Annotated in this window: 17 protein-coding genes; 8 read left to right on the top strand and 9 right to left on the bottom strand. The window is 48.9% G+C overall.

Annotated elements, in window-relative coordinates:
• The first annotated feature begins 21 nt into the window (after nucleotides 1-21).
• Nucleotides 22-1203, top strand: a complete 1182-nt coding sequence (locus M0R30_RS06770; RefSeq protein WP_292545064.1) for a tubulin/FtsZ family protein — start codon at nucleotides 22-24, stop codon at nucleotides 1201-1203.
• A 209-nt stretch (nucleotides 1204-1412) separates the two neighbouring features.
• A complete protein-coding gene (locus M0R30_RS06765; protein WP_292545062.1) occupies nucleotides 1413-2348 on the top strand; it encodes a hypothetical protein in 936 nt (311 codons plus the stop codon).
• A 207-nt stretch (nucleotides 2349-2555) separates the two neighbouring features.
• Here the strand turns inward: M0R30_RS06765 and M0R30_RS06760 are convergent, their stop codons facing one another.
• The 5 genes from M0R30_RS06760 to M0R30_RS06740 all read right to left on the bottom strand — a co-directional run bounded on the left by M0R30_RS06760 (nucleotide 2556) and on the right by M0R30_RS06740 (nucleotide 7787).
• Nucleotides 2556-4223: a flippase activity-associated protein Agl23 gene (locus M0R30_RS06760; RefSeq protein WP_292545060.1), complete on the bottom strand. Its 1668-nt coding sequence runs from the start codon at nucleotides 4221-4223 to the stop codon at nucleotides 2556-2558.
• Between the two features lie 9 nt (nucleotides 4224-4232).
• Complete coding sequence (gene rpsJ / locus M0R30_RS06755; RefSeq protein WP_015286469.1) at nucleotides 4233-4541, bottom strand: 30S ribosomal protein S10; 309 nt, start codon at nucleotides 4539-4541, stop codon at nucleotides 4233-4235.
• 15 nt (nucleotides 4542-4556) lie between these two features.
• Nucleotides 4557-5834: a translation elongation factor EF-1 subunit alpha gene (tuf, locus tag M0R30_RS06750; protein WP_292545058.1), complete on the bottom strand. Its 1278-nt coding sequence runs from the start codon at nucleotides 5832-5834 to the stop codon at nucleotides 4557-4559.
• An 811-nt stretch (nucleotides 5835-6645) separates the two neighbouring features.
• Nucleotides 6646-7356, bottom strand: a complete 711-nt coding sequence (gene cobS, locus M0R30_RS06745) for an adenosylcobinamide-GDP ribazoletransferase (RefSeq protein WP_292545055.1) — start codon at nucleotides 7354-7356, stop codon at nucleotides 6646-6648.
• Nucleotides 7353-7787: a phosphatidylglycerophosphatase A gene (locus M0R30_RS06740; RefSeq protein ID WP_292545053.1), complete on the bottom strand. Its 435-nt coding sequence runs from the start codon at nucleotides 7785-7787 to the stop codon at nucleotides 7353-7355. The genes cobS and M0R30_RS06740 overlap by 4 nt, the downstream gene beginning before the upstream one ends.
• Nucleotides 7788-7884: 97 nt before the next feature.
• Between M0R30_RS06740 and cobT the strand changes: the two genes are divergently transcribed.
• The 5 genes from cobT to M0R30_RS06715 all read left to right on the top strand — a co-directional run bounded on the left by cobT (nucleotide 7885) and on the right by M0R30_RS06715 (nucleotide 12634).
• Nucleotides 7885-8895, top strand: a complete 1011-nt coding sequence (cobT, locus tag M0R30_RS06735; RefSeq protein WP_292545050.1) for a nicotinate mononucleotide-dependent phosphoribosyltransferase CobT — start codon at nucleotides 7885-7887, stop codon at nucleotides 8893-8895.
• A gap of 36 nt (nucleotides 8896-8931) precedes the next feature.
• Nucleotides 8932-9492 carry a GMP synthase subunit A gene (locus M0R30_RS06730; RefSeq protein ID WP_292545048.1) on the top strand — a complete coding sequence of 187 codons (561 nt, stop codon included), beginning with the start codon at nucleotides 8932-8934 and terminating at the stop codon, nucleotides 9490-9492.
• Nucleotides 9493-9629: 137 nt separating this feature from the next.
• Nucleotides 9630-10604, top strand: a complete 975-nt coding sequence (locus tag M0R30_RS06725) for a DUF3821 domain-containing protein (protein ID WP_292545045.1) — start codon at nucleotides 9630-9632, stop codon at nucleotides 10602-10604.
• 50 nt (nucleotides 10605-10654) lie between these two features.
• Entirely contained in the window at nucleotides 10655-11161 is a 507-nt protein-coding gene (locus M0R30_RS06720; protein ID WP_292545042.1) for a nitroreductase family protein, read from the top strand.
• Nucleotides 11162-11347: 186 nt separating this feature from the next.
• Nucleotides 11348-12634, top strand: a complete 1287-nt coding sequence (locus M0R30_RS06715) for an orotidine 5'-phosphate decarboxylase / HUMPS family protein (RefSeq protein ID WP_292545038.1) — start codon at nucleotides 11348-11350, stop codon at nucleotides 12632-12634.
• 3 nt (nucleotides 12635-12637) lie between these two features.
• Here M0R30_RS06715 and M0R30_RS06710 read toward each other — a convergent pair whose 3' ends face one another.
• The 3 genes from M0R30_RS06710 to M0R30_RS06700 are packed head-to-tail and all read right to left on the bottom strand — an operon-like array spanning nucleotide 12638 to nucleotide 15666.
• On the bottom strand, nucleotides 12638-13075 hold the full coding sequence (locus M0R30_RS06710) for an ACT domain-containing protein (RefSeq protein ID WP_292545035.1): 438 nt from the start codon (nucleotides 13073-13075) through the stop codon (nucleotides 12638-12640).
• Nucleotides 13076-14377 (bottom strand): phenylacetate--CoA ligase, encoded by a 1302-nt coding sequence (locus M0R30_RS06705; RefSeq protein ID WP_292545033.1) that lies wholly within the window; start codon nucleotides 14375-14377, stop codon nucleotides 13076-13078.
• A complete protein-coding gene (locus tag M0R30_RS06700) occupies nucleotides 14377-15666 on the bottom strand; it encodes a phenylacetate--CoA ligase (RefSeq protein ID WP_292545031.1) in 1290 nt (429 codons plus the stop codon). The genes M0R30_RS06705 and M0R30_RS06700 overlap by 1 nt, the downstream gene beginning before the upstream one ends.
• Before the next feature lie 204 nt (nucleotides 15667-15870).
• On the opposite strand from M0R30_RS06700, the gene cas1 reads away from it, so the two are divergent.
• Entirely contained in the window at nucleotides 15871-16797 is a 927-nt protein-coding gene (gene cas1 / locus M0R30_RS06695) for a CRISPR-associated endonuclease Cas1 (protein ID WP_292545433.1), read from the top strand.
• Here cas1 and M0R30_RS06690 read toward each other — a convergent pair.
• Nucleotides 16781-17074, bottom strand: a complete 294-nt coding sequence (locus M0R30_RS06690; RefSeq protein ID WP_292545028.1) for an acylphosphatase — start codon at nucleotides 17072-17074, stop codon at nucleotides 16781-16783. The two genes, cas1 and M0R30_RS06690, sit on opposite strands and share 17 nt — an antisense overlap.

Here is a 17074-nt window from a genome sequence, read left to right as displayed (position 1 = left end):
CCCATTGGATGGTGTCACCGAATGCGGGTATTTTTCATAGGATTTGGCCAGGCTGGCGGCAAAATCGTCGATATGTTCATCGAGCAGGACAAGAAGCTCGGGACGAACAGCTTCAGAGGCATTGCCGTCAATACCGCGCGAACGGACCTGATGGGATTGAAGAACATCGAGATGAAGGACAGGATTCTCATCGGCCAGACGATGGTCAAGGGTCATGGTGTAGGCACCGACAACGTGACCGGGGCCCGTGTTACTGCCGATGAAATTGACAGCATCATCAGTGCAATTGACATGCGTGGTACCCATGATGTGGATGCGTTTGTCATCGTTGCAGGACTTGGTGGCGGTACCGGATCCGGTGGATCGCCTGTGCTTGCCCGGCATCTCAAACGTATTTACCGCGAACCTGTATACGCCCTCGGTATCATTCCCGCCCCCGAAGAAGGGCGGCTCTATTCCTATAATGCTGCCCGGAGCCTGACCACTCTTGTGAATGAAGCCGATAACACGTTTATCTTTGATAACAGTGCATGGAAGAACGAGGGTGAAAGTGTCAAATCTGCATTTACGCGCCTGAATAATGAGGTTGTGAGACGTTTCTCGGTCCTTTTCCGTGCCGGTGAAGTGAACCGGAGTATGGGTGTTGGGGAGATGGTAGTCGACTCCAGTGAGATCATCAATACGCTCCGTGGAGGAGGCATCACCTCTGTCGGCTATGCGGTCAGTGAAGTGATGAGCAAGCAAACAAAAGATAAGCGAGGGCTTTTTGGAGATTTAAAGGATAAATTCGGGGGCAAGAAAGATGCAAACGTCGAGGCCCTGATGGGTGAGGACCGGTCAGCCAAGATCGTTGCACTAGTCCGCAGGGCGATGCTCGGACGGTTGACCCTGCCCTGCGATTACTCAACGGCGGAACGTGCCCTGGTCCTTCTTGCCGGGCCTCCAAATGAGATGGATCGCAAGGGAATTGACAAGGCAAAAAGCTGGGTGGAAGAGAACATAGCCGGCGTTGAAGTTCGGGGTGGGGACTACCCGGTCAACAGCGAGTACGTGGCTGCTGTTGTGATGCTGGCGACTGTGGGCAATGCACCGAGAATCAAGGAACTTCTTGATATCGCAAAAGAAACAAAAGAAGATGTTATAAAGTCTAAAGAGAAAAAATCGAGTATGTTTGAAGAAGGGATTGATCCTTTGTTCGAGTGAGGTTGATGATGAAAGGATTACCAAAACTGATTGCTCTTGCAGTTATTGCTACACTATTGTGCATTCCGGCGGTATCGGCATTTACCGTGGAAGGGATGACGATTAACCCTTCCGGATCCCTGACACCAAACACTGCTGTTACGGTTTCATTCAAGGTTGGATTTTCTGCCTCTTCGGATTTAACGTTTCCCGAGGGGAGCGATCTGGTAATGACAACGGATTTGACAAACCCGAAATGGACATATACCATTATTCTCGACGATGTTGAAAATCCAAGGGAACCTGTCGGTGGGAAAACCCTTGACCTGAGTGGTTTTGAGTTGTCATACCAGTCAAGTGTAGAGGAAATTATCAAGGTTACTCTGGAAGGTAACGCACCATCGGTTGATACAACAACGGAAAAGATCGTACTCAGTGTAAAGGAAATTGATTCCAATGGAAATACTGTTGCCAGTTCCGCGGTCGAAAAAAAGGCTTTGGTAGTCAATACCGGTGATGTGACAAAGGTCGTATCGGAAAAAAATACCAATCTCCAGTCACTCCAGTCTCATATCGATGAAAAAAGTGCCATGGGCATCGATACTTCGGCCGCAGAATCTTACTACAATGATGCCCAGTCGAAAATTTCAACGGCCTCATCCAGGCCTGCAACACAATATACCGAGGCCCTGAATGATCTGACTGCTTCGCAGGCCTCAATCGATGCCGGTGAAGTAGCACTCGAACTGGCATGGGCCGAGAGTGAAGTTGCAAATGCACGGATCCCGATCAGCAATGTCGATGGTATCATTGCATGGTTCAAGGGTAACCAGAGTACCGCAAACGATGCACAGCTTTCAGCCATTATTGCGAAAAGAGAGGTAGCCGTTAATTATATCTCAAATGCAGAGGATGCGATCAACAGCGGGAGTTATGAACAGGCCCGTACCAAGGCGGCTGATGCATTCTCTAAAGGTAATGAATCGTATACCGAAGCACTGGCACGCCAGAAACAGTTGACGTCCGGCTGGCAGCTCCCCGGCCTCCCTTCCCTTCCCAAACTTCCCGGGGGAATATTCCTAATTATTGGTGTAATTGTTGTCGTCCTTGTTGTTGTCGGGGTAATCATATACCGTAAACGTTCACGCTGGGACGAACTCGGTTAATCTCCTTAATCTAATACGCATTCTTTTTTACTCGAAAAATTCGTTCAGGGCTCTTCATATTGTCTATTGAAACAAGGGTAGTATCGTTCTGAAACCCAATAAAGATCGAAAGGCTTCCGATAGTGGTATGGCACTACGAAAAAGGATCAAGGTTTATTGTTCCTGTTGCCTTTTCACTGATGATAATTCACCTGTATCTGGTAATATTCATCCGGTCAAATTAGGTGTAAAAATGTCGATATTGATGCTGCCCATTTTACCGTCACGGTGGAGATAGTAGTCAGCTAACCGTTTATCGTTGTCATAGTATGAGAACCAGTATGACAGCTTGTATGTTTTTTTATCATACCCTTCGATGGAAGGCAGGCTCTCCGTATCGTGGAGGATAATGACTCCCGGGTGTTTTTCGATAAGTTTGTTCTCCTCCGGCACTGAGCTGAACAGCGTGATTTTATCCCATCGATCCCCCCTGAAATACCACGGGAGCGGCCAGTAATCCTTGGATGCAATTATGACCTTATCAGAGGTTTCCATGAGCTGTATCACTTCACGCATATCTTCTGAATTCTGGACCTGGACAATGGGCTCGTTGAAATCTGCCGGAATGTATGCAACATGCCACGCCATGACGATGAGGAATATGCATCCTGCGAGGGCCAGAGCCATCTTCTGCCAGTTGAGTTTATACACGGCGACAAAGCACATCGGCAGTAGCTGGGGGATGATGAGCCAGGGGACTTTTTCGCCGACATAGGCATAGAATGCCATCGTGAGAAGCATCCAGTATAGGCAGAACCGGAAAAATTCCTCAGATTTAACATTCGTCTGGTGTGCTCTGTTCAACTGGTTCGTACTAACCGCTGCAAGATCTCCCGCTGAGATCTGAAACTGCCGAAAGGTGATCCAGTTCCTGACGCGCCGGTAGAATAGTGAAAAGCCGGAACCAGAAAACAGGATCTGGATCGTTCCGATTATTGCAAGGATAAATATGGGCAGTTCATAGAGGAGATCGAAAGGGAGGTAATAGAACCATGGTCCCCCAAGGCGCTGCATGTTGTGCATTTCCGTCCAGTGGTCAACGGCTTGGTACCACCCGGTTGTTGTATAATCGAAATGAACCCCGCCTGCTTCAATGCCGAAGTTTTCTCCAACAATTGTCTCAGGATGCCCCCAGAATCCCGTATACAGAGTACAGCAGAGAGCGATGACCAGAAGTGTGAATATGATGAAGTCTCGTTTCCCCCGTTGTGGCAGGGAATATCGTCCCCACCACAGGCTGATCAGGAAATATGAACCAATGATCAGCAGGAGTGCGGGCATCTCCTCCTTGCAGCAGAGAGCCCCTGCAGTTGCGATTGCTGCAATAAACACATACCGAAACTGGCCGCGTTCAAAATAATAGAAGAGGGTAACGATGAGCAGGAACGTGAAGAAGAGCATGAAAATATCATGACGGAGGAACCGGGAGAAGTATATCATGTCGGGAGATATGGCAATAAACAGGCCCACGATCAGGGTCTGATTACGGTCGATATACCCGAGACGGTAAATACAGTAGACCAGTGGAATCAGTAGAAATCCGAATAGTACAGGCAGCAACCGTGCAACAAGATCTGAATCTCCGAGTGCAGAGAACATTCCTGCGGTGACGAAATAGAGGAATGGGCCGTGGTAGCTTGGATCGTATATCCAGGTATTTTTCGTCAGTAACTGGAATGAGAACCAGGAATGGATCGCCTCATCATGGTGGAGCAACTTGAGATCGAGTTGCCAGAACCGCAGGATGAATGCAATGATGAGGATTAACAGAAATACTCGTTCGAAAGTAAAAAATTGACGAATTTTATTATAAGAAAAAAGAGCGGCCTGCTGCACGCCGCACCTTCAACTCTCTAAAACAATCTCAATGCCGATATCTTTCGGCACCTGGATGCGCATCAGCTGGCGAAGTGCACGCTCATCAGCGTCGATATCGATGAGACGCTTGTGTACCCTCAGCTGCCAGCGGTCCCACGTTGCAGTCCCTTCTCCATCGGGACTCTTGCGGATTGGCACGACCAGCCGTTTGGTCGGGAGCGGTATCGGACCGGCCAGATTTACACCTGTGCGCTCTGCGATCTCTCTTATCCTGTCACAGACCATCTCTACTTTCTGGAAGTCGGTTCCTGTCAGGCGAATTCTGGCTTTCTGCATGGTACCACCAAAAAATTATAGCATCTGTTTTGGCTGGACGGCGATACACATACCGGCGGCAATCGTTGAACCCATATCACGGACGGCAAACCTGCCGAGTTGCGGGAGCTCCTTGACGTTCTCGATAACCATCGGTTTTGTCGGCTTGATGACAACAATGGCTGCATCTCCTGACTTGAGGAACGTCGGGTTCTCTTCCTTGGTCTGGCCGGTGCGGGGATCGAGTTTCTTCTTAAGCTCAATGAATGTACACGCGGTCTGGGTCGTGTGGCAGTGGAAGACCGGGGTGTATCCGACGGTCAATGCACTCGGGTGCTGGAGCACGACGATCTGTGCAGTAAACTCATCTGCAACGGTTGGTGGTGCTTCTGCCGGGCCCATAACATCGCCACGGCGGATATCGCCTTTGCCAATACCACGGACGTTAAAACCAACATTGTCACCAGGGACAGCCTCGGGGATTTCCTCGTGGTGCATCTCAATGGACTTGATTTCCCCGGCCTTGTTGGCGGGCATGAAGGAGACTTTCATTCCCTTCTTCACGATACCGGTCTCAACACGGCCTACAGGCACGGTTCCGATACCGCTGATGCTGTACACATCCTGAATGGGCAGGCGCATGGGTTTGTCGGTCGGTTTTGCCGGCTCCTTGAAGGTGTCGAGTGCCGAGATAAGGGGCAGACCCTTGTACCATGGTGTCTCGGGGCTGTTGACCTTGATGTTGACCCCAGCCAGGGAGCTGATTGGGATAAAGGGAGTCTCTTCGGGCTTGTAGCCGACCATCTTGATGAGGTCAGAGAGGTCCTTCTTGACTTCGTTGAACCGCTTCTCATCGTACTTGACTGCATCCATCTTGTTGATGGCGATGATGATCTGGGTGATACCAAGGGTCCTTGCAAGGAAGACGTGCTCCTTGGTCTGTTCCATCGGGCCATCGGGAGCTGCGACAACAAGGATTGCTGCATCAGCTTGGGATGCACCGGTGATCATGTTCTTGACGAAGTCTCTGTGCCCGGGGCAGTCCACGACCGTGAAGTAGAACTTGGGAGTGTCGAACCGCTTGTGGGCGATATCAATGGTAATACCTCTCTCACGTTCCTCTTTCAGGTTGTCCATAACCCATGCAAATTCAAAGGTGGCCTTACCCTTGGATTCAGCCTCCTTGCGGTACCCTTCGATGATGTGGGCCGGTACAGCGCTGGTCTCGAACATCATTCGTCCGACGGTAGTTGACTTTCCGTGGTCGATGTGGCCGATTACAGCCAGATTCATGTGGGGCTTGTCAGATGCCATGTATGTAATCCTCCAAAACATTCGGACTGTCCGCTTACAGTCCGTTTATGCGAGTATTACTTATATGAGACCCAACTATTTAAAATATTTCGATTGAAGGGACGTTTTTTACGGTGAGAATAATTACATCGGTAACATCATATCAGATCCCAAAAAACATCACTGTATGAAGTCATTGCCGTTTCAGAGGGATGAGAAAAAAAACCGGGTCACGGTTGCATGTGCCGATGGTGATGTATCGGTATACAGCCAATGCGCGTATTGCCGGCACTGCACGGGTGTCCGGGTGGGGAGCCGGGTTGTGCCAACTCCACAGATGCAAGTACTCAATGATATCCGGAGAGGATCTTCAGCAGATGAGAACCTGATGAATGCAGCAATGCTGTTTAATACGTTCGTCCGGGATGGATCAGCCATTGAATGTGACGATGATGCGGATCAAGGATATCTGGGTCTCTATTAATCTGAAGAGTTGTGCTGTGATCCGGGTATTCTTCAGGAACTGACCGTCATGACGCATTTCGAATTGTGCATTTAATGCCTCCCTGTTCTTTTCCCTGCCCGGATTCACCCCCCCTTTTGTTTTGAGAACCGGATTGCCCCTCAGTTCGTGAAATTTTATAAACACCCCTTCGACCCCTGCCGGTAATTTTTCAAGCAGGGTCTGGTTGATCAGCGGGGATACTCACGCCGGAAAAAACTATCTGTTGTTAGTTGTACAACCGTTTGTAGGATAATTATCCTCCAAACGGTTGCGTAACTTACACCCTTTGATCGCGTTCGTAATTTTTTCAGGAACGTTGAGTGTGGATCAGAGAAGTGCAATCCCAATGATCACCAGTGCACGGGTGATCTCATTGGATGCCCCGACAACATCACCATTCACTCCTCCAAAAAGCCGTTTCGAGATAACCAGCAAGATTACCGGACAGATGGTCATGAGGATCAAGGCTGCGAATATTTTTACCGGTGCAACCGGCATGAGAAAAAGCGGCAGGCACAACAGGAATGATATCACCGGAAAACCCTGTTGGGCGAACTGGTGAAGATACATCTGCATGCCCTCATGGAATGGTGTCCCGTATGCGGTCAGGAATGCCATGGAAAACTTTGCGCAGACTTCCCCTATGATCAGTGCGCATGCGATCGAGGCGACTTCCTGCAGCCCGGCAAACAGGAGGAGTGTCACTGTAATCCCGAGTGCAATAGCCCCGGCCCCGACATTCCGGTCTGTGAGTGCCCGGATTCGCTTTTCCTTGTCTCCGTGAGCCATCAGGCCGTCGCCAAAGTCCAGAAGTCCGTCGAAATGGTGGGCGCCGGTGATCAGGATGAGGAGGGCAACAGCAACGGCTGCCGCAATGGTCTGGTTTGCGATAAAATATACCGGCAGTGCAACGAGGGCGCCGATGACGTACCCTGCAAGAGGATACAGATACGATCGTCTGGCAAAATATTCGAGGTCCTGCGGTTTTCCGAGGGGCAGGACCGTGGTAAACTGCAATAACGAATGAATGCTTTTCATAACGATTCGCTGTAAAGCCTCGATGTGCATCCTGCAATCAGCCCGGCGACCGCATCGTCGAGGAATGGCCCGAGCTTTGCAAGGATACCGGGTTTCTTCTGGTCATACCGGGTGAACTCGAACCGGGCATAGGTGCCCCCTATACATTCTGCAATTGCCATTCCGAGGATCTCGTCACTGAGCAGGAAAATGGGGTCATCAGCAATTTCGGAGTTTTTTCGCTTTGTATATAATTCGTCCTCAAGGAGGATAGCTCCGAGAAGCAGGGATGCCACATTCGGATCATCCAGATATTTTTTTATTTTTTTCCCGATTTCCTTAGCTGCCTGGTCATCCGGCATTCCGTGGGAGACATAAAGTCCCATTGCAGCAGAGACCATGTCATCGATGGTTATCCCGTGATCCTGCAACCGTTGTTCAATCTCAAACATGTCTATAGGAGTTTACTGATTGAGCTATTATATCGTTGTGGATTTTTCTTATCGATAGATTCAACCTTTCATAACGAGAAGTTATACGTTGATTGTTATGGGATTTCTCTCAGAAAAGCCCTTATTCAGTTTTAGAAACCCGGTTTTTTGCGGTATTCTTGCCAATACCCTGTTGTCTACGGTTCCCGGAATATCCGGGGCCGGTCCAACCCCTGAAAAAACCTTACTTACTCCGATACTCGATGCGGAACTGATCGCAACCGGTAATGTAACCAGTCATCCGTTCAAGCCAAATACCCCGACCGGTTGCCCGACACCATCATCCATCACCCGGGCGATGGTTTCCCTCTGCGGTCTTGAGCCCCTGTTTATCAATGCCGGTCTCCGGCACACCCCGACCGTACCCTGCTACGATCTCTATGGATCGGTTGGCGAAGATCCCCGGTTCCGGGATGCCGTTCCCAATGTATTAACGCTCTTCCATCAGGGGGAAACACTGGGAAAATTTCTCTCTCGTACCAGCGATCTTCTTGTCATCAGCGAATGTGTACCTGGCGGAACCACCACCGCTCTCTGTGTCCTGCGGGCACTTGGTTATGAGGCATCTGTGAGCAGCAGTTTCATTGAGAACCCGGTATCTATAAAAGAAGATATCTGCGCAAAAGCCCTTTCACGGATTTCTGCCGATCATGTTTCTGAACCTCTTGATATTGTCCGTTATTGCGGTGATCCTATGATGCCGGTTGCGGCAGGAATGATCAAATCCTATAGAGGGAATATCGTTTTGGCAGGGGGAACCCAGATGTTATCTGTTGCGGCACTTGCCAAAGCAATAGGAATCGCTCCCCCGGCAGTTGTGACGACTTCGTACGTTCGCGATGATCCTTCTGCTAATGTTGACCACATTGCCACCCGGATAGGTGCACGTATTTATTATGTGGATCCGGGCTTTGGTACGCTCGGCCATGCCGGTCTGGCGCGGTACTGTATCGGTGAAGTCAAGGAAGGGTTTGGAGCCGGAGGTGCAATGTGCCTCGCACACCTCATGGGACATTCCGTGGAAACGATACGGGAACGAATCCTTTCTGCCGCAAATGCCTGCAGCTGAACAGACTTATAGGATTCCAGATGAAACGGTTATGCGATGCTTCCAATCTATGTCGTTAATAATTTCGGGCAATTCAACCATCTGATCCACCGGGCACTGCGGGATCTGGATATTGACGCAGTCCTTGTTCCCAATACGACACCCCCCGAAAAAATCAGCAATGGGTGCCGGGGTATAATTCTGGGAGGGGGACCATCAATTGAACGTGCCGGAAACTGCAGTCAGTACCTTGATCTTGGATTACCCGTTCTTGGTATCTGCCTTGGCCTTCATATTATAGCAAAAAGGTTTGGTGGAAGCGTGCAAACCGGGCAGAGCGGCGGATATGGCCCTGTTGATATCGAGATCTGCGAAACCGATGAAATCCTTGAAGGATACCCGGAAAAAATGAGTGTCTGGGCATCTCATGCTGATGAGGTAGCTCAGGTACCCGATGGATTCACGCTCCTTGCCAGATCCCTCATCTGTAATAACGAGGCGATTGCATTTCCCGATAAGAATATTTACGGTCTCCAGTGGCACCCGGAGGTCAGCCATACCTTTGAGGGTAAACGAATATTCGAAAATTTCAACCGGATTATTCTTGATAACCCATAAACCCTTTATCCTCATCAGTCAATCCTTTTTTATTAATTACTAAAAAATCACAGGAAATGGAGATGTTTATGACGAAACGATACCCTTTCAGTTGTCTTATCCTTGTAATAGGACTTCTCCTATTAATTTGCCCGGTAATGGCCGCTGACTTCAAAACGATCAGTGCTGGAAACACGGTCTATATCGGGGAACAGGGACTGGATATTACCAGCATACTCGCTTCAGGAACGCAGATTGGCTGGTGGGCGTCCGGTGCCTCGATTTCCGGTAGTTCTCCTGATTATACTCTCACTGTAGCAGATGCATCGAATTTTTATGTTTCACCGAGTGAGTTCTCTACCAGAACGGGGTCATGGTATGTCCTTCCGGCAAAAACACAGGCATTCAACGTAGTTGATCCTCAGCTGGATATCCGGGTAGAAGACACAACCGTTAGTGTTGATGTGACCAATAAATGGGTTCCTACGGATGATGAACTCCAGTTCAGGATCGATTCGAACCTTGTCCAGATAGCCCAGCGAACCGGGTCTGGCGGGTCTGTCCCTGTAACGATCAAGGTCCAGAGCCCCGATGGGGGAGTTTACTCGTCCCTTATCAACAAGGCGGGAACTTCTACATCTCTTGTTGATTACCTCCTTACAACGACCCCGCAATATACCGGTGCTATCTGGGGTACCAGCAACCGTGGTACGTATATTCCGGGAACCTATACGATCTGGGTTGAATGTAATGTCAATTCCATGAAGGATAATTACGGTCAGAGCGGTAAGACCATCAGTAACAAAGTGACCCTCCTCAACCAGGACCGGAACCCGCTGATTGGAAATCAGGGATATGTCACGAATCCGACTACCGCTGTTACAACCAAGATCTACACAACCGTAACGACAAGATCAACTACGTCTGTCGTACCAACCACAATACCGGCAACAACAATTCCTGTAACAACTCTTCCTACTACGGATGTTACCGCTCCTGTGGAAACAATCCTCCCGATAACGACGATGCCGGAGTCAACGGCCGTTCCCACTACCCACACCCCGGGTTTTGAAGCGGGTCTTGCGATCGCAGCCGCCATCTTCGGACTGGTTCTCTGTCTGAAGAAAAAATAACTCTTTTGAACTTCGCAACATTTTATTACCTGAATTTCCCATTACGGTGCATGAATGTTGTGACTACGGTCATCAAATCCCGTCATAGTGTCCGGAAATTCAAACCGGATCCTGTTGGTGAGAATGTGATCCAGGATGCGATTGAGTGTGCAGCACTGGCACCTACTGCGAGAAATGTCCAGCCTTGGCTCTTCGGAGTAATCAAAGAGAAGCAGATGCTAAAAAAAATTGCCGGATTTGCAGATAATGGCAGGTTCATTACAGATGCAGCAGTATGTTTTGCAGTTTTTGGGGAAAAGAACGAGACCTATTATCTTGAAGACTGCTGTGCTGCAACAGAGAACCTGATTCTGGCATTACAGGCCCATGGCGTTTCTTCCTGCTGGGTGGCTGGAGATAAGAAGCCCTATGCAGATACCGTGAGAACAATGCTGAATGTACCAGACAAATACACTCTCGTATCTTTAGTGGCGGCCGGGTTACCCGCAGAGATCACGATCGTTCCAAAAAAAGTCCAGAAAAAAATCCAGTTCTTCGAACGATATGAAGAAAAATAATTTTTTCTTTTAAGAAAAAAACCGCGGGATATAACGGATCTCCAAATACTATAGGGATCTTTTTACGTAACCAATTTCTCCGTCATTACACTGTGAACGTTATGATCACAAGAACTAAAGAAAGCGCTTATATTGTTCTTCCCCTTCTCGTAATTATTAAGCATCCAGCACATCAGATCAGTAATCATGAAACATGCGATCCTACAGGTAGCACTGGATCTCCTTGATCTGGATCGTGCATTGCAGATCGCACGTGAATCTGTGGATGGCGGGGCTGAATGGATTGAAGCCGGCACTCCTCTTATAAAGAGCGAGGGCATGCAGGTTGTACGATCCTTACGCCAGCAGTTTCCGGACTCTGTTATCGTCGCGGATATGAAAGTTGCTGACACCGGGGCACTTGAGGTGGAGATGGCCGCAAAAGCCGGTGCTGATGTCATCTGTATTCTTGCGGATGCAGATGATGCGGTCATTGCCGACGCCATACGTGCCGCACAGCTTTATGGGGTACGGATCATGGCGGACCTGATCAATGTCGGGGATCCGGTATCCCGTGCAAAGCATCTGGAATCGCTCGGTGTCCATATTATCTGTGCGCATGTTGGAATTGACCAGCAGATGATGGGAAAGGATTCCGTGGAACTCTTAACAAAGATATCAGGTCAGATCCATATTCTTCTCGCGGTTGCCGGGGGAATCGACGCGGATCATGCCGGGGAGGCAGTACGGTGTGGTGCAGATATCGTGATTGTCGGAGGCAATATTGTCCGATCAGCAGATGTGACCGGTTCAACGAAAAAAATCCGATCCGGCATGGACACCTCCTCACAAAAAGTCCTCCGGAAAAAAACCACGGACGAAGAAATCCGTGATCTTCTCATGCAGGTGTCGGCACCCAATATCACGGATGCGATGCACCGGAAGGGAGCGATGACCGGTATTGTCTCGATATGTGGCAATGTGAAGATCGTGGGAAAAGCTGTCACAGTCCAGACATTTGCCGGGGACTGGGCGAAACCTGTTGAAGCGATCGATATAGCGAAACCGGGAGAAGTCCTCGTTATCAATAATGACGGCGGAATCCACGTTGCCCCATGGGGAGAACTGGCAACACTCAGTTGCGTTAAAAGAGGGATTAACGGGGTTGTTATCGATGGTGCGGTTCGCGATGTCGATGATATCAGGGCAATGAAGTTCCCCCTTTTTGCGAGAGCGATCGTTCCCAATGCCGGTGAACCCAAAGGTATGGGAGAGATCAATGCAGAGATCCAGTGCTGCGGACAATTTGTACGGCCGGGTGACTGGATTGTCGGTGACGAAAGCGGGGTTGTGGTTATCCCTGCAGAACGTGCGTACGAAATTGCCCGGAGAGCGCTTGAAGTCAGGAAAAACGAAGAACGCATACGGGAAGAGATCCAGCGGGGAAGTACCCTCGCTGAAGTCGCACACCTGATAAAATGGGAAAAAAAATAACGATTATCCGTGGAAGACCGATCGTTCCATCAGGGTGGCACCGGATTTTTCAATTTTTGTTATCGCATCGTCTACCTGATCGACACGGAGGATAAGTACCGCCCCATCTTTCCCGGAATATGCATAGGAATATTCGATGTTGATACCCGCATCCCCCAGAATTTTTGCCACTTCAAATAATCCTCCGGGCTTATCCTGCATCTTGACTGCAATAACGTCGGTAAAGGCAATGTTGAAACCCAGGGATTGCAGCTTGTCATGGGCTTTCTGCGGGTGATCGACGAGTGCCCTGACCACCCCAAAACCATTTGCTTCAGCAATACTGAACGCGAGAATGTTGACCTTCTCCTCTCCCAGTGCATGGGCAATTGCCGCAAGACGCCCCGGGCGATTTTCTGAAAAGATCGAGATCTGCTTGATCACATATTTTTGCGTGTCCATTTACAACGACCTCTTATCAATGACTTTTTTCGATTTGCCCTCAAACCTTGGCAATGAACCCGGCTCAACAAGTTCCACATCAACATTCACGTTCAGTGAATTCCTGAGCCGGTGCTCAACGTTCTGACGTATCTTCATCAGATCGTTGATCTTATCGCTGAATGATCCTTTGCTCAATTCAACACGGACGAGCATGTCGTCAAGAGCTCCTTTTCGTTCAACAATGATCTGGAAATGCTGGCCTACTTCCGGGATCCCCATCAGGGCATACTCGATTTGTGAGGGGAAGACGTTGATCCCCCTGATGATCAGCATATCATCAACTCTTCCCTGGATCCTCTGGATCCGCGGGTGCGTCCTTCCGCAGGCGCAGGTTTCGGTTTCCATTGAGCTGATATCGCCGATGCGGTACCGTATCATGGGAAGGGCCTCTTTCTGGAGTATGGTGATCGTGAGTTCTCCCTTCTCACCTGCTTCCAGTGGTTCTTCCGTCTTGGGATCAATAATCTCAACCAGTGCCAGATCGGACCAGATATGGAATCCTTTCTGTTCTAAACATTCCGTGAACATGGGGCCGGAAAGTTCACTTGTTCCGTAAATATCGTATGCCTTGATGCCCAGCCAGTCTTCCATCCTGGTGCGCATCCGTTCTGTCCATGGTTCTGCGCCGAGAATTGCGGTCCGGAGTTTCGTATCTTTCTTAATATTGATCCCCATTTTTTCTGCAACTTCCCCGATATGCAGGAGGTATGATGGAGTACATGCAATGGCGGTTGCACCGAGATCCTGCATCAACTCGACCTGGCGTTCTGTGTTGCCAACGCTGGTCGGAAGAACGGTTGCACCGATACGCTCCGCGCCATAATGCAATCCGAGGCCCCCGGTAAACAATCCGTACCCGTAACTCACCTGGATAACGTCACCTCTTCCAAGCCCGGCTGAGGTCAGTCCCCGGGCAAGGGATGTTGTCCAGAGATCCAGATCGTTCTGGGTATACCCGACAACGGTTGGTTTTCCGGTTGTCCCGCTGGAGACATGGTACCTGACCAGTTCCTCTTTTGTCGCGGTGAATATTTTGTCCGGGTAATTGTCTCGTAAATCACGTTTGAACATGAACGGAAGTTTGCGGACATCAGAAAGTTCGCGAATATCATCGGGATGAACATTCTGTTCTTTCATACGGTCATGATAAAAGGGGGAAAAACTATACAGCCGGTATACAAGACTCTTGAGCAGCTTATACTGCATTCTCTGCAGGTCCTCTTTCGGCATCTCTTCAATGCGGGGATCCCATAACACCATTAGATTGCCTCTCTTCGATCAATTACTCTCTTTGCTTTTCCTTCAAATCGTGGCAGCGATCCGGGTTCGACAAGTCTGACTGTTGTCCTCAGTTCCAGCGAATCGCGAAGCTCCTTGACAACTTTTTTCTGAAGTCGTGCAAGATCAGCAAGCTCCCCGCTGAACGAATCCCTGTTGATCTCAACATCGACAGTCATCTCATCCAGATGATTGATTCTGTCAATATATACCATAAATTGATTCCCTACTTCCGGGATCTTCAGGAGCACATGCTCAATCTGTGAGGGAAATACGTTGATGCCCCGGATAACAAGCATGTCATCGCTCCTTCCGGTGAACCGGGCAATCTTCTTTCCCCTCCTGCACAGGCAGCCATCCTCCATGAGCATGGTGACATCTCCCGTCCGGTATCGCAGTAGTGGCATCGCTTCTTTTACAAGTGGCGTTATCACAAGCTCGCCTCGTTCGCCATCCGACACCTGTTCCCCGGTCTTTGGATCGATAATCTCGACAAGGTAACTGTCATGCCAGATATGCAGACCATCCCGTTCCGGACATTCGAACGCAACACCCGGCCCGAAAAGTTCACTCATACCATAGGAATCGTACGCGGTTACTCCGAGTCGCTTTTCCAGTGTTTTTCGGGTACTTTCTGACCAGGGTTCAGCTCCAAAAAGGCCTGTCTTCAGACTGTCAAGAGTTGTTCCCATCTCTTCGGCAACTTCGGAAAGGTGCATGGCGTAACTGGGAGTACAATGAATGGTGGTTACACCAAAATCGTTGATCATCTCGATCTGGCGCTTGGTATTTCCCGTTGCGCTGGGGATGACCGTCATTCCGATTTTTTCGGCCCCGTAATGGAACCCGAGCCCACCGGTGAACATCCCGTAATTGACCATATTCTGGAAGACATCGTTCTCGGTAATGCCGACCATCGTCATATTGCGGGCAATGAGATCCGACCATTTATCAAGATCATTTCGCGTATACCCGACGACCGTCGGTTTTCCCGTTGTGCCAGAGGTGGTGTGTATTCTGACGATCTTTTTTAACGGAACTGCAAAAAAACCAAACGGGTATCCGTTCCTGAGGTCCTGTTTTTTAGTAAATGGTATCTTCTGGATGTCCTCAAGAGACTTGATGGATATCTTTTTTATCTTGGCTTTAGAGAGAAGATTCCGGTAAAATTCAACATGTTGAACTTGATCGAGTGTTTTTTTCAGACGTTTGAGTTGAAGTTCTCTCAACTCAGCCGGTTTCATGGTCTCAATTTTTTTATCCCAGAACATCTGTAGCACCTTGTTATGCTATAACATGACTCGTGTATATATTCCCCTGATATAGTTTATACCCACCGAAATAAGTGTTTTTCATGGGGATTATATCCGGAATAAAACCCGGATTCGATATCATAACGCAAAACGATGAATTAATCCGTGGATTGGTGGTAGTATTTATAAAAGTCAGACTGTCTTGTTCCGGTGTTGATCGCAGTGGATTATCCTTGGTTGTCGGTTAGTGGTTTTGGCGCTCATATCAAATCGACACAGAAACATCTGATTGTCCAGAAGAAGACCGGCACCGATCACTACCCTCTTGAACAAATCAAAAACCTCCTCGTTGTCGGGGGTCACACGATCAGTTCCACAACCATCTCGCACCTGGTAAAAAATGGTTCCTGTATTACGTTTTTTGATCCTGATGGAACCCCTATAGGCTCGATAAAGCCGTACAATGACGGGAAGGTGGAAGAAATACGGAAGTATCAGGAAACCATCCCCCGTCAGCGATATGCAATCGCCCTTGCGCAGGCATCGGCCAAATCGCGTCTTTTTGCGATCGAACGTCTTCAGGAATCACAAAATGTACATCTTTTTTATGAAGGTGAGCTGGAATTTCTTAAAAAATCTGAGGAGGAACTGGAGTATCTTATCAAACTGGATGAAATCCGGAGATTGCACAAACTTACCTCGGATATGTATTATGAGATCATGTCACGGAATATGCCACCGGATCTCGGGTTCAGGAGACGGACCATGCGGCCCCAGATCGATCCTGTCAATGCTATGCTCTCGTTCGGCTATGCGATGTTATTCGGGAATTGTTATGTTGCAGTGATTGGTGCTCGTCTCGACCCGGATCTGGGTCTGATGTATGAAGGTAAAGGGAGCCTGGTCCATGACCTGATAGAACCGTTGAAGGCTGATATGGTTGATCCTATTGTTTTTCTGCTGGCGAAAAAAACACTGGTGCCGACAGATTTTGAGATCACCCAGGACCGGTGCATGCTTTCCGATGACGTGATCAATACCATGATGAAAGCGTTTTATACGTCATCGCTAACTGACAAAGTCAATGAGCAGGTCAATAATCTTTATAACGCAATCCGGCACAACCAAGAGTTTAAAATTCTGTACTGATCCTGTGTTCGTTTTTAAGAATGGAAAAACCCTCGAATGCCCTGAACGATATTTCAACAACCCGGACATCCCGTATTACCGCACGGGGACAACCATAGATCATTGATACGAATTTTTCCAGGATCATCGGCTCTCCTGTTGCGTATACCTGAACCCTGCCATCAGGAAGGTTAGCCACCGTTCCGACTACATTCAGGTCTGATGCAATCCTGCGGATGCATGCCCTGAATCCCACTTTCTGGACCCGGCCGCTGATAAAAAGTTCAACGGTTTTCAT

Source organism: Methanoregula sp. (assembly GCF_023227875.1).
Taxonomy (GTDB): Archaea; Halobacteriota; Methanomicrobia; order Methanomicrobiales; family Methanospirillaceae; genus Methanoregula.
This window is presented reverse-complemented; position numbering and strand designations above follow the sequence as displayed.

Excerpts from the sequence above, each read along its gene's own strand:
- M0R30_RS06715 (WP_292545038.1), top strand. The coding sequence starts at position 11,348 with ATGAAACATGCGATCCTACAGGTAGCACTGGATCTCCTTGATCTGGAT.
- M0R30_RS06740 (WP_292545053.1), bottom strand. The coding sequence starts at position 7,787 with ATGTTTGAGATTGAACAACGGTTGCAGGATCACGGGATAACCATCGAT.
- cobT (WP_292545050.1), top strand. The coding sequence starts at position 7,885 with ATGGGATTTCTCTCAGAAAAGCCCTTATTCAGTTTTAGAAACCCGGTT.
- M0R30_RS06770 (WP_292545064.1), top strand. The coding sequence starts at position 22 with ATGCGGGTATTTTTCATAGGATTTGGCCAGGCTGGCGGCAAAATCGTC.
- M0R30_RS06700 (WP_292545031.1), bottom strand. The coding sequence starts at position 15,666 with ATGTTCTGGGATAAAAAAATTGAGACCATGAAACCGGCTGAGTTGAGA.
- rpsJ (WP_015286469.1), bottom strand. The coding sequence starts at position 4,541 with ATGCAGAAAGCCAGAATTCGCCTGACAGGAACCGACTTCCAGAAAGTA.
- M0R30_RS06765 (WP_292545062.1), top strand. The coding sequence starts at position 1,413 with ATGACAACGGATTTGACAAACCCGAAATGGACATATACCATTATTCTC.
- M0R30_RS06730 (WP_292545048.1), top strand. The coding sequence starts at position 8,932 with ATGCTTCCAATCTATGTCGTTAATAATTTCGGGCAATTCAACCATCTG.
- cobS (WP_292545055.1), bottom strand. The coding sequence starts at position 7,356 with ATGAAAAGCATTCATTCGTTATTGCAGTTTACCACGGTCCTGCCCCTC.
- M0R30_RS06690 (WP_292545028.1), bottom strand. The coding sequence starts at position 17,074 with ATGAAAACCGTTGAACTTTTTATCAGCGGCCGGGTCCAGAAAGTGGGA.
- M0R30_RS06720 (WP_292545042.1), top strand. The coding sequence starts at position 10,655 with ATGAATGTTGTGACTACGGTCATCAAATCCCGTCATAGTGTCCGGAAA.
- M0R30_RS06705 (WP_292545033.1), bottom strand. The coding sequence starts at position 14,377 with ATGGTGTTATGGGATCCCCGCATTGAAGAGATGCCGAAAGAGGACCTG.
- M0R30_RS06725 (WP_292545045.1), top strand. The coding sequence starts at position 9,630 with ATGGCCGCTGACTTCAAAACGATCAGTGCTGGAAACACGGTCTATATC.
- tuf (WP_292545058.1), bottom strand. The coding sequence starts at position 5,834 with ATGGCATCTGACAAGCCCCACATGAATCTGGCTGTAATCGGCCACATC.
- M0R30_RS06710 (WP_292545035.1), bottom strand. The coding sequence starts at position 13,075 with ATGGACACGCAAAAATATGTGATCAAGCAGATCTCGATCTTTTCAGAA.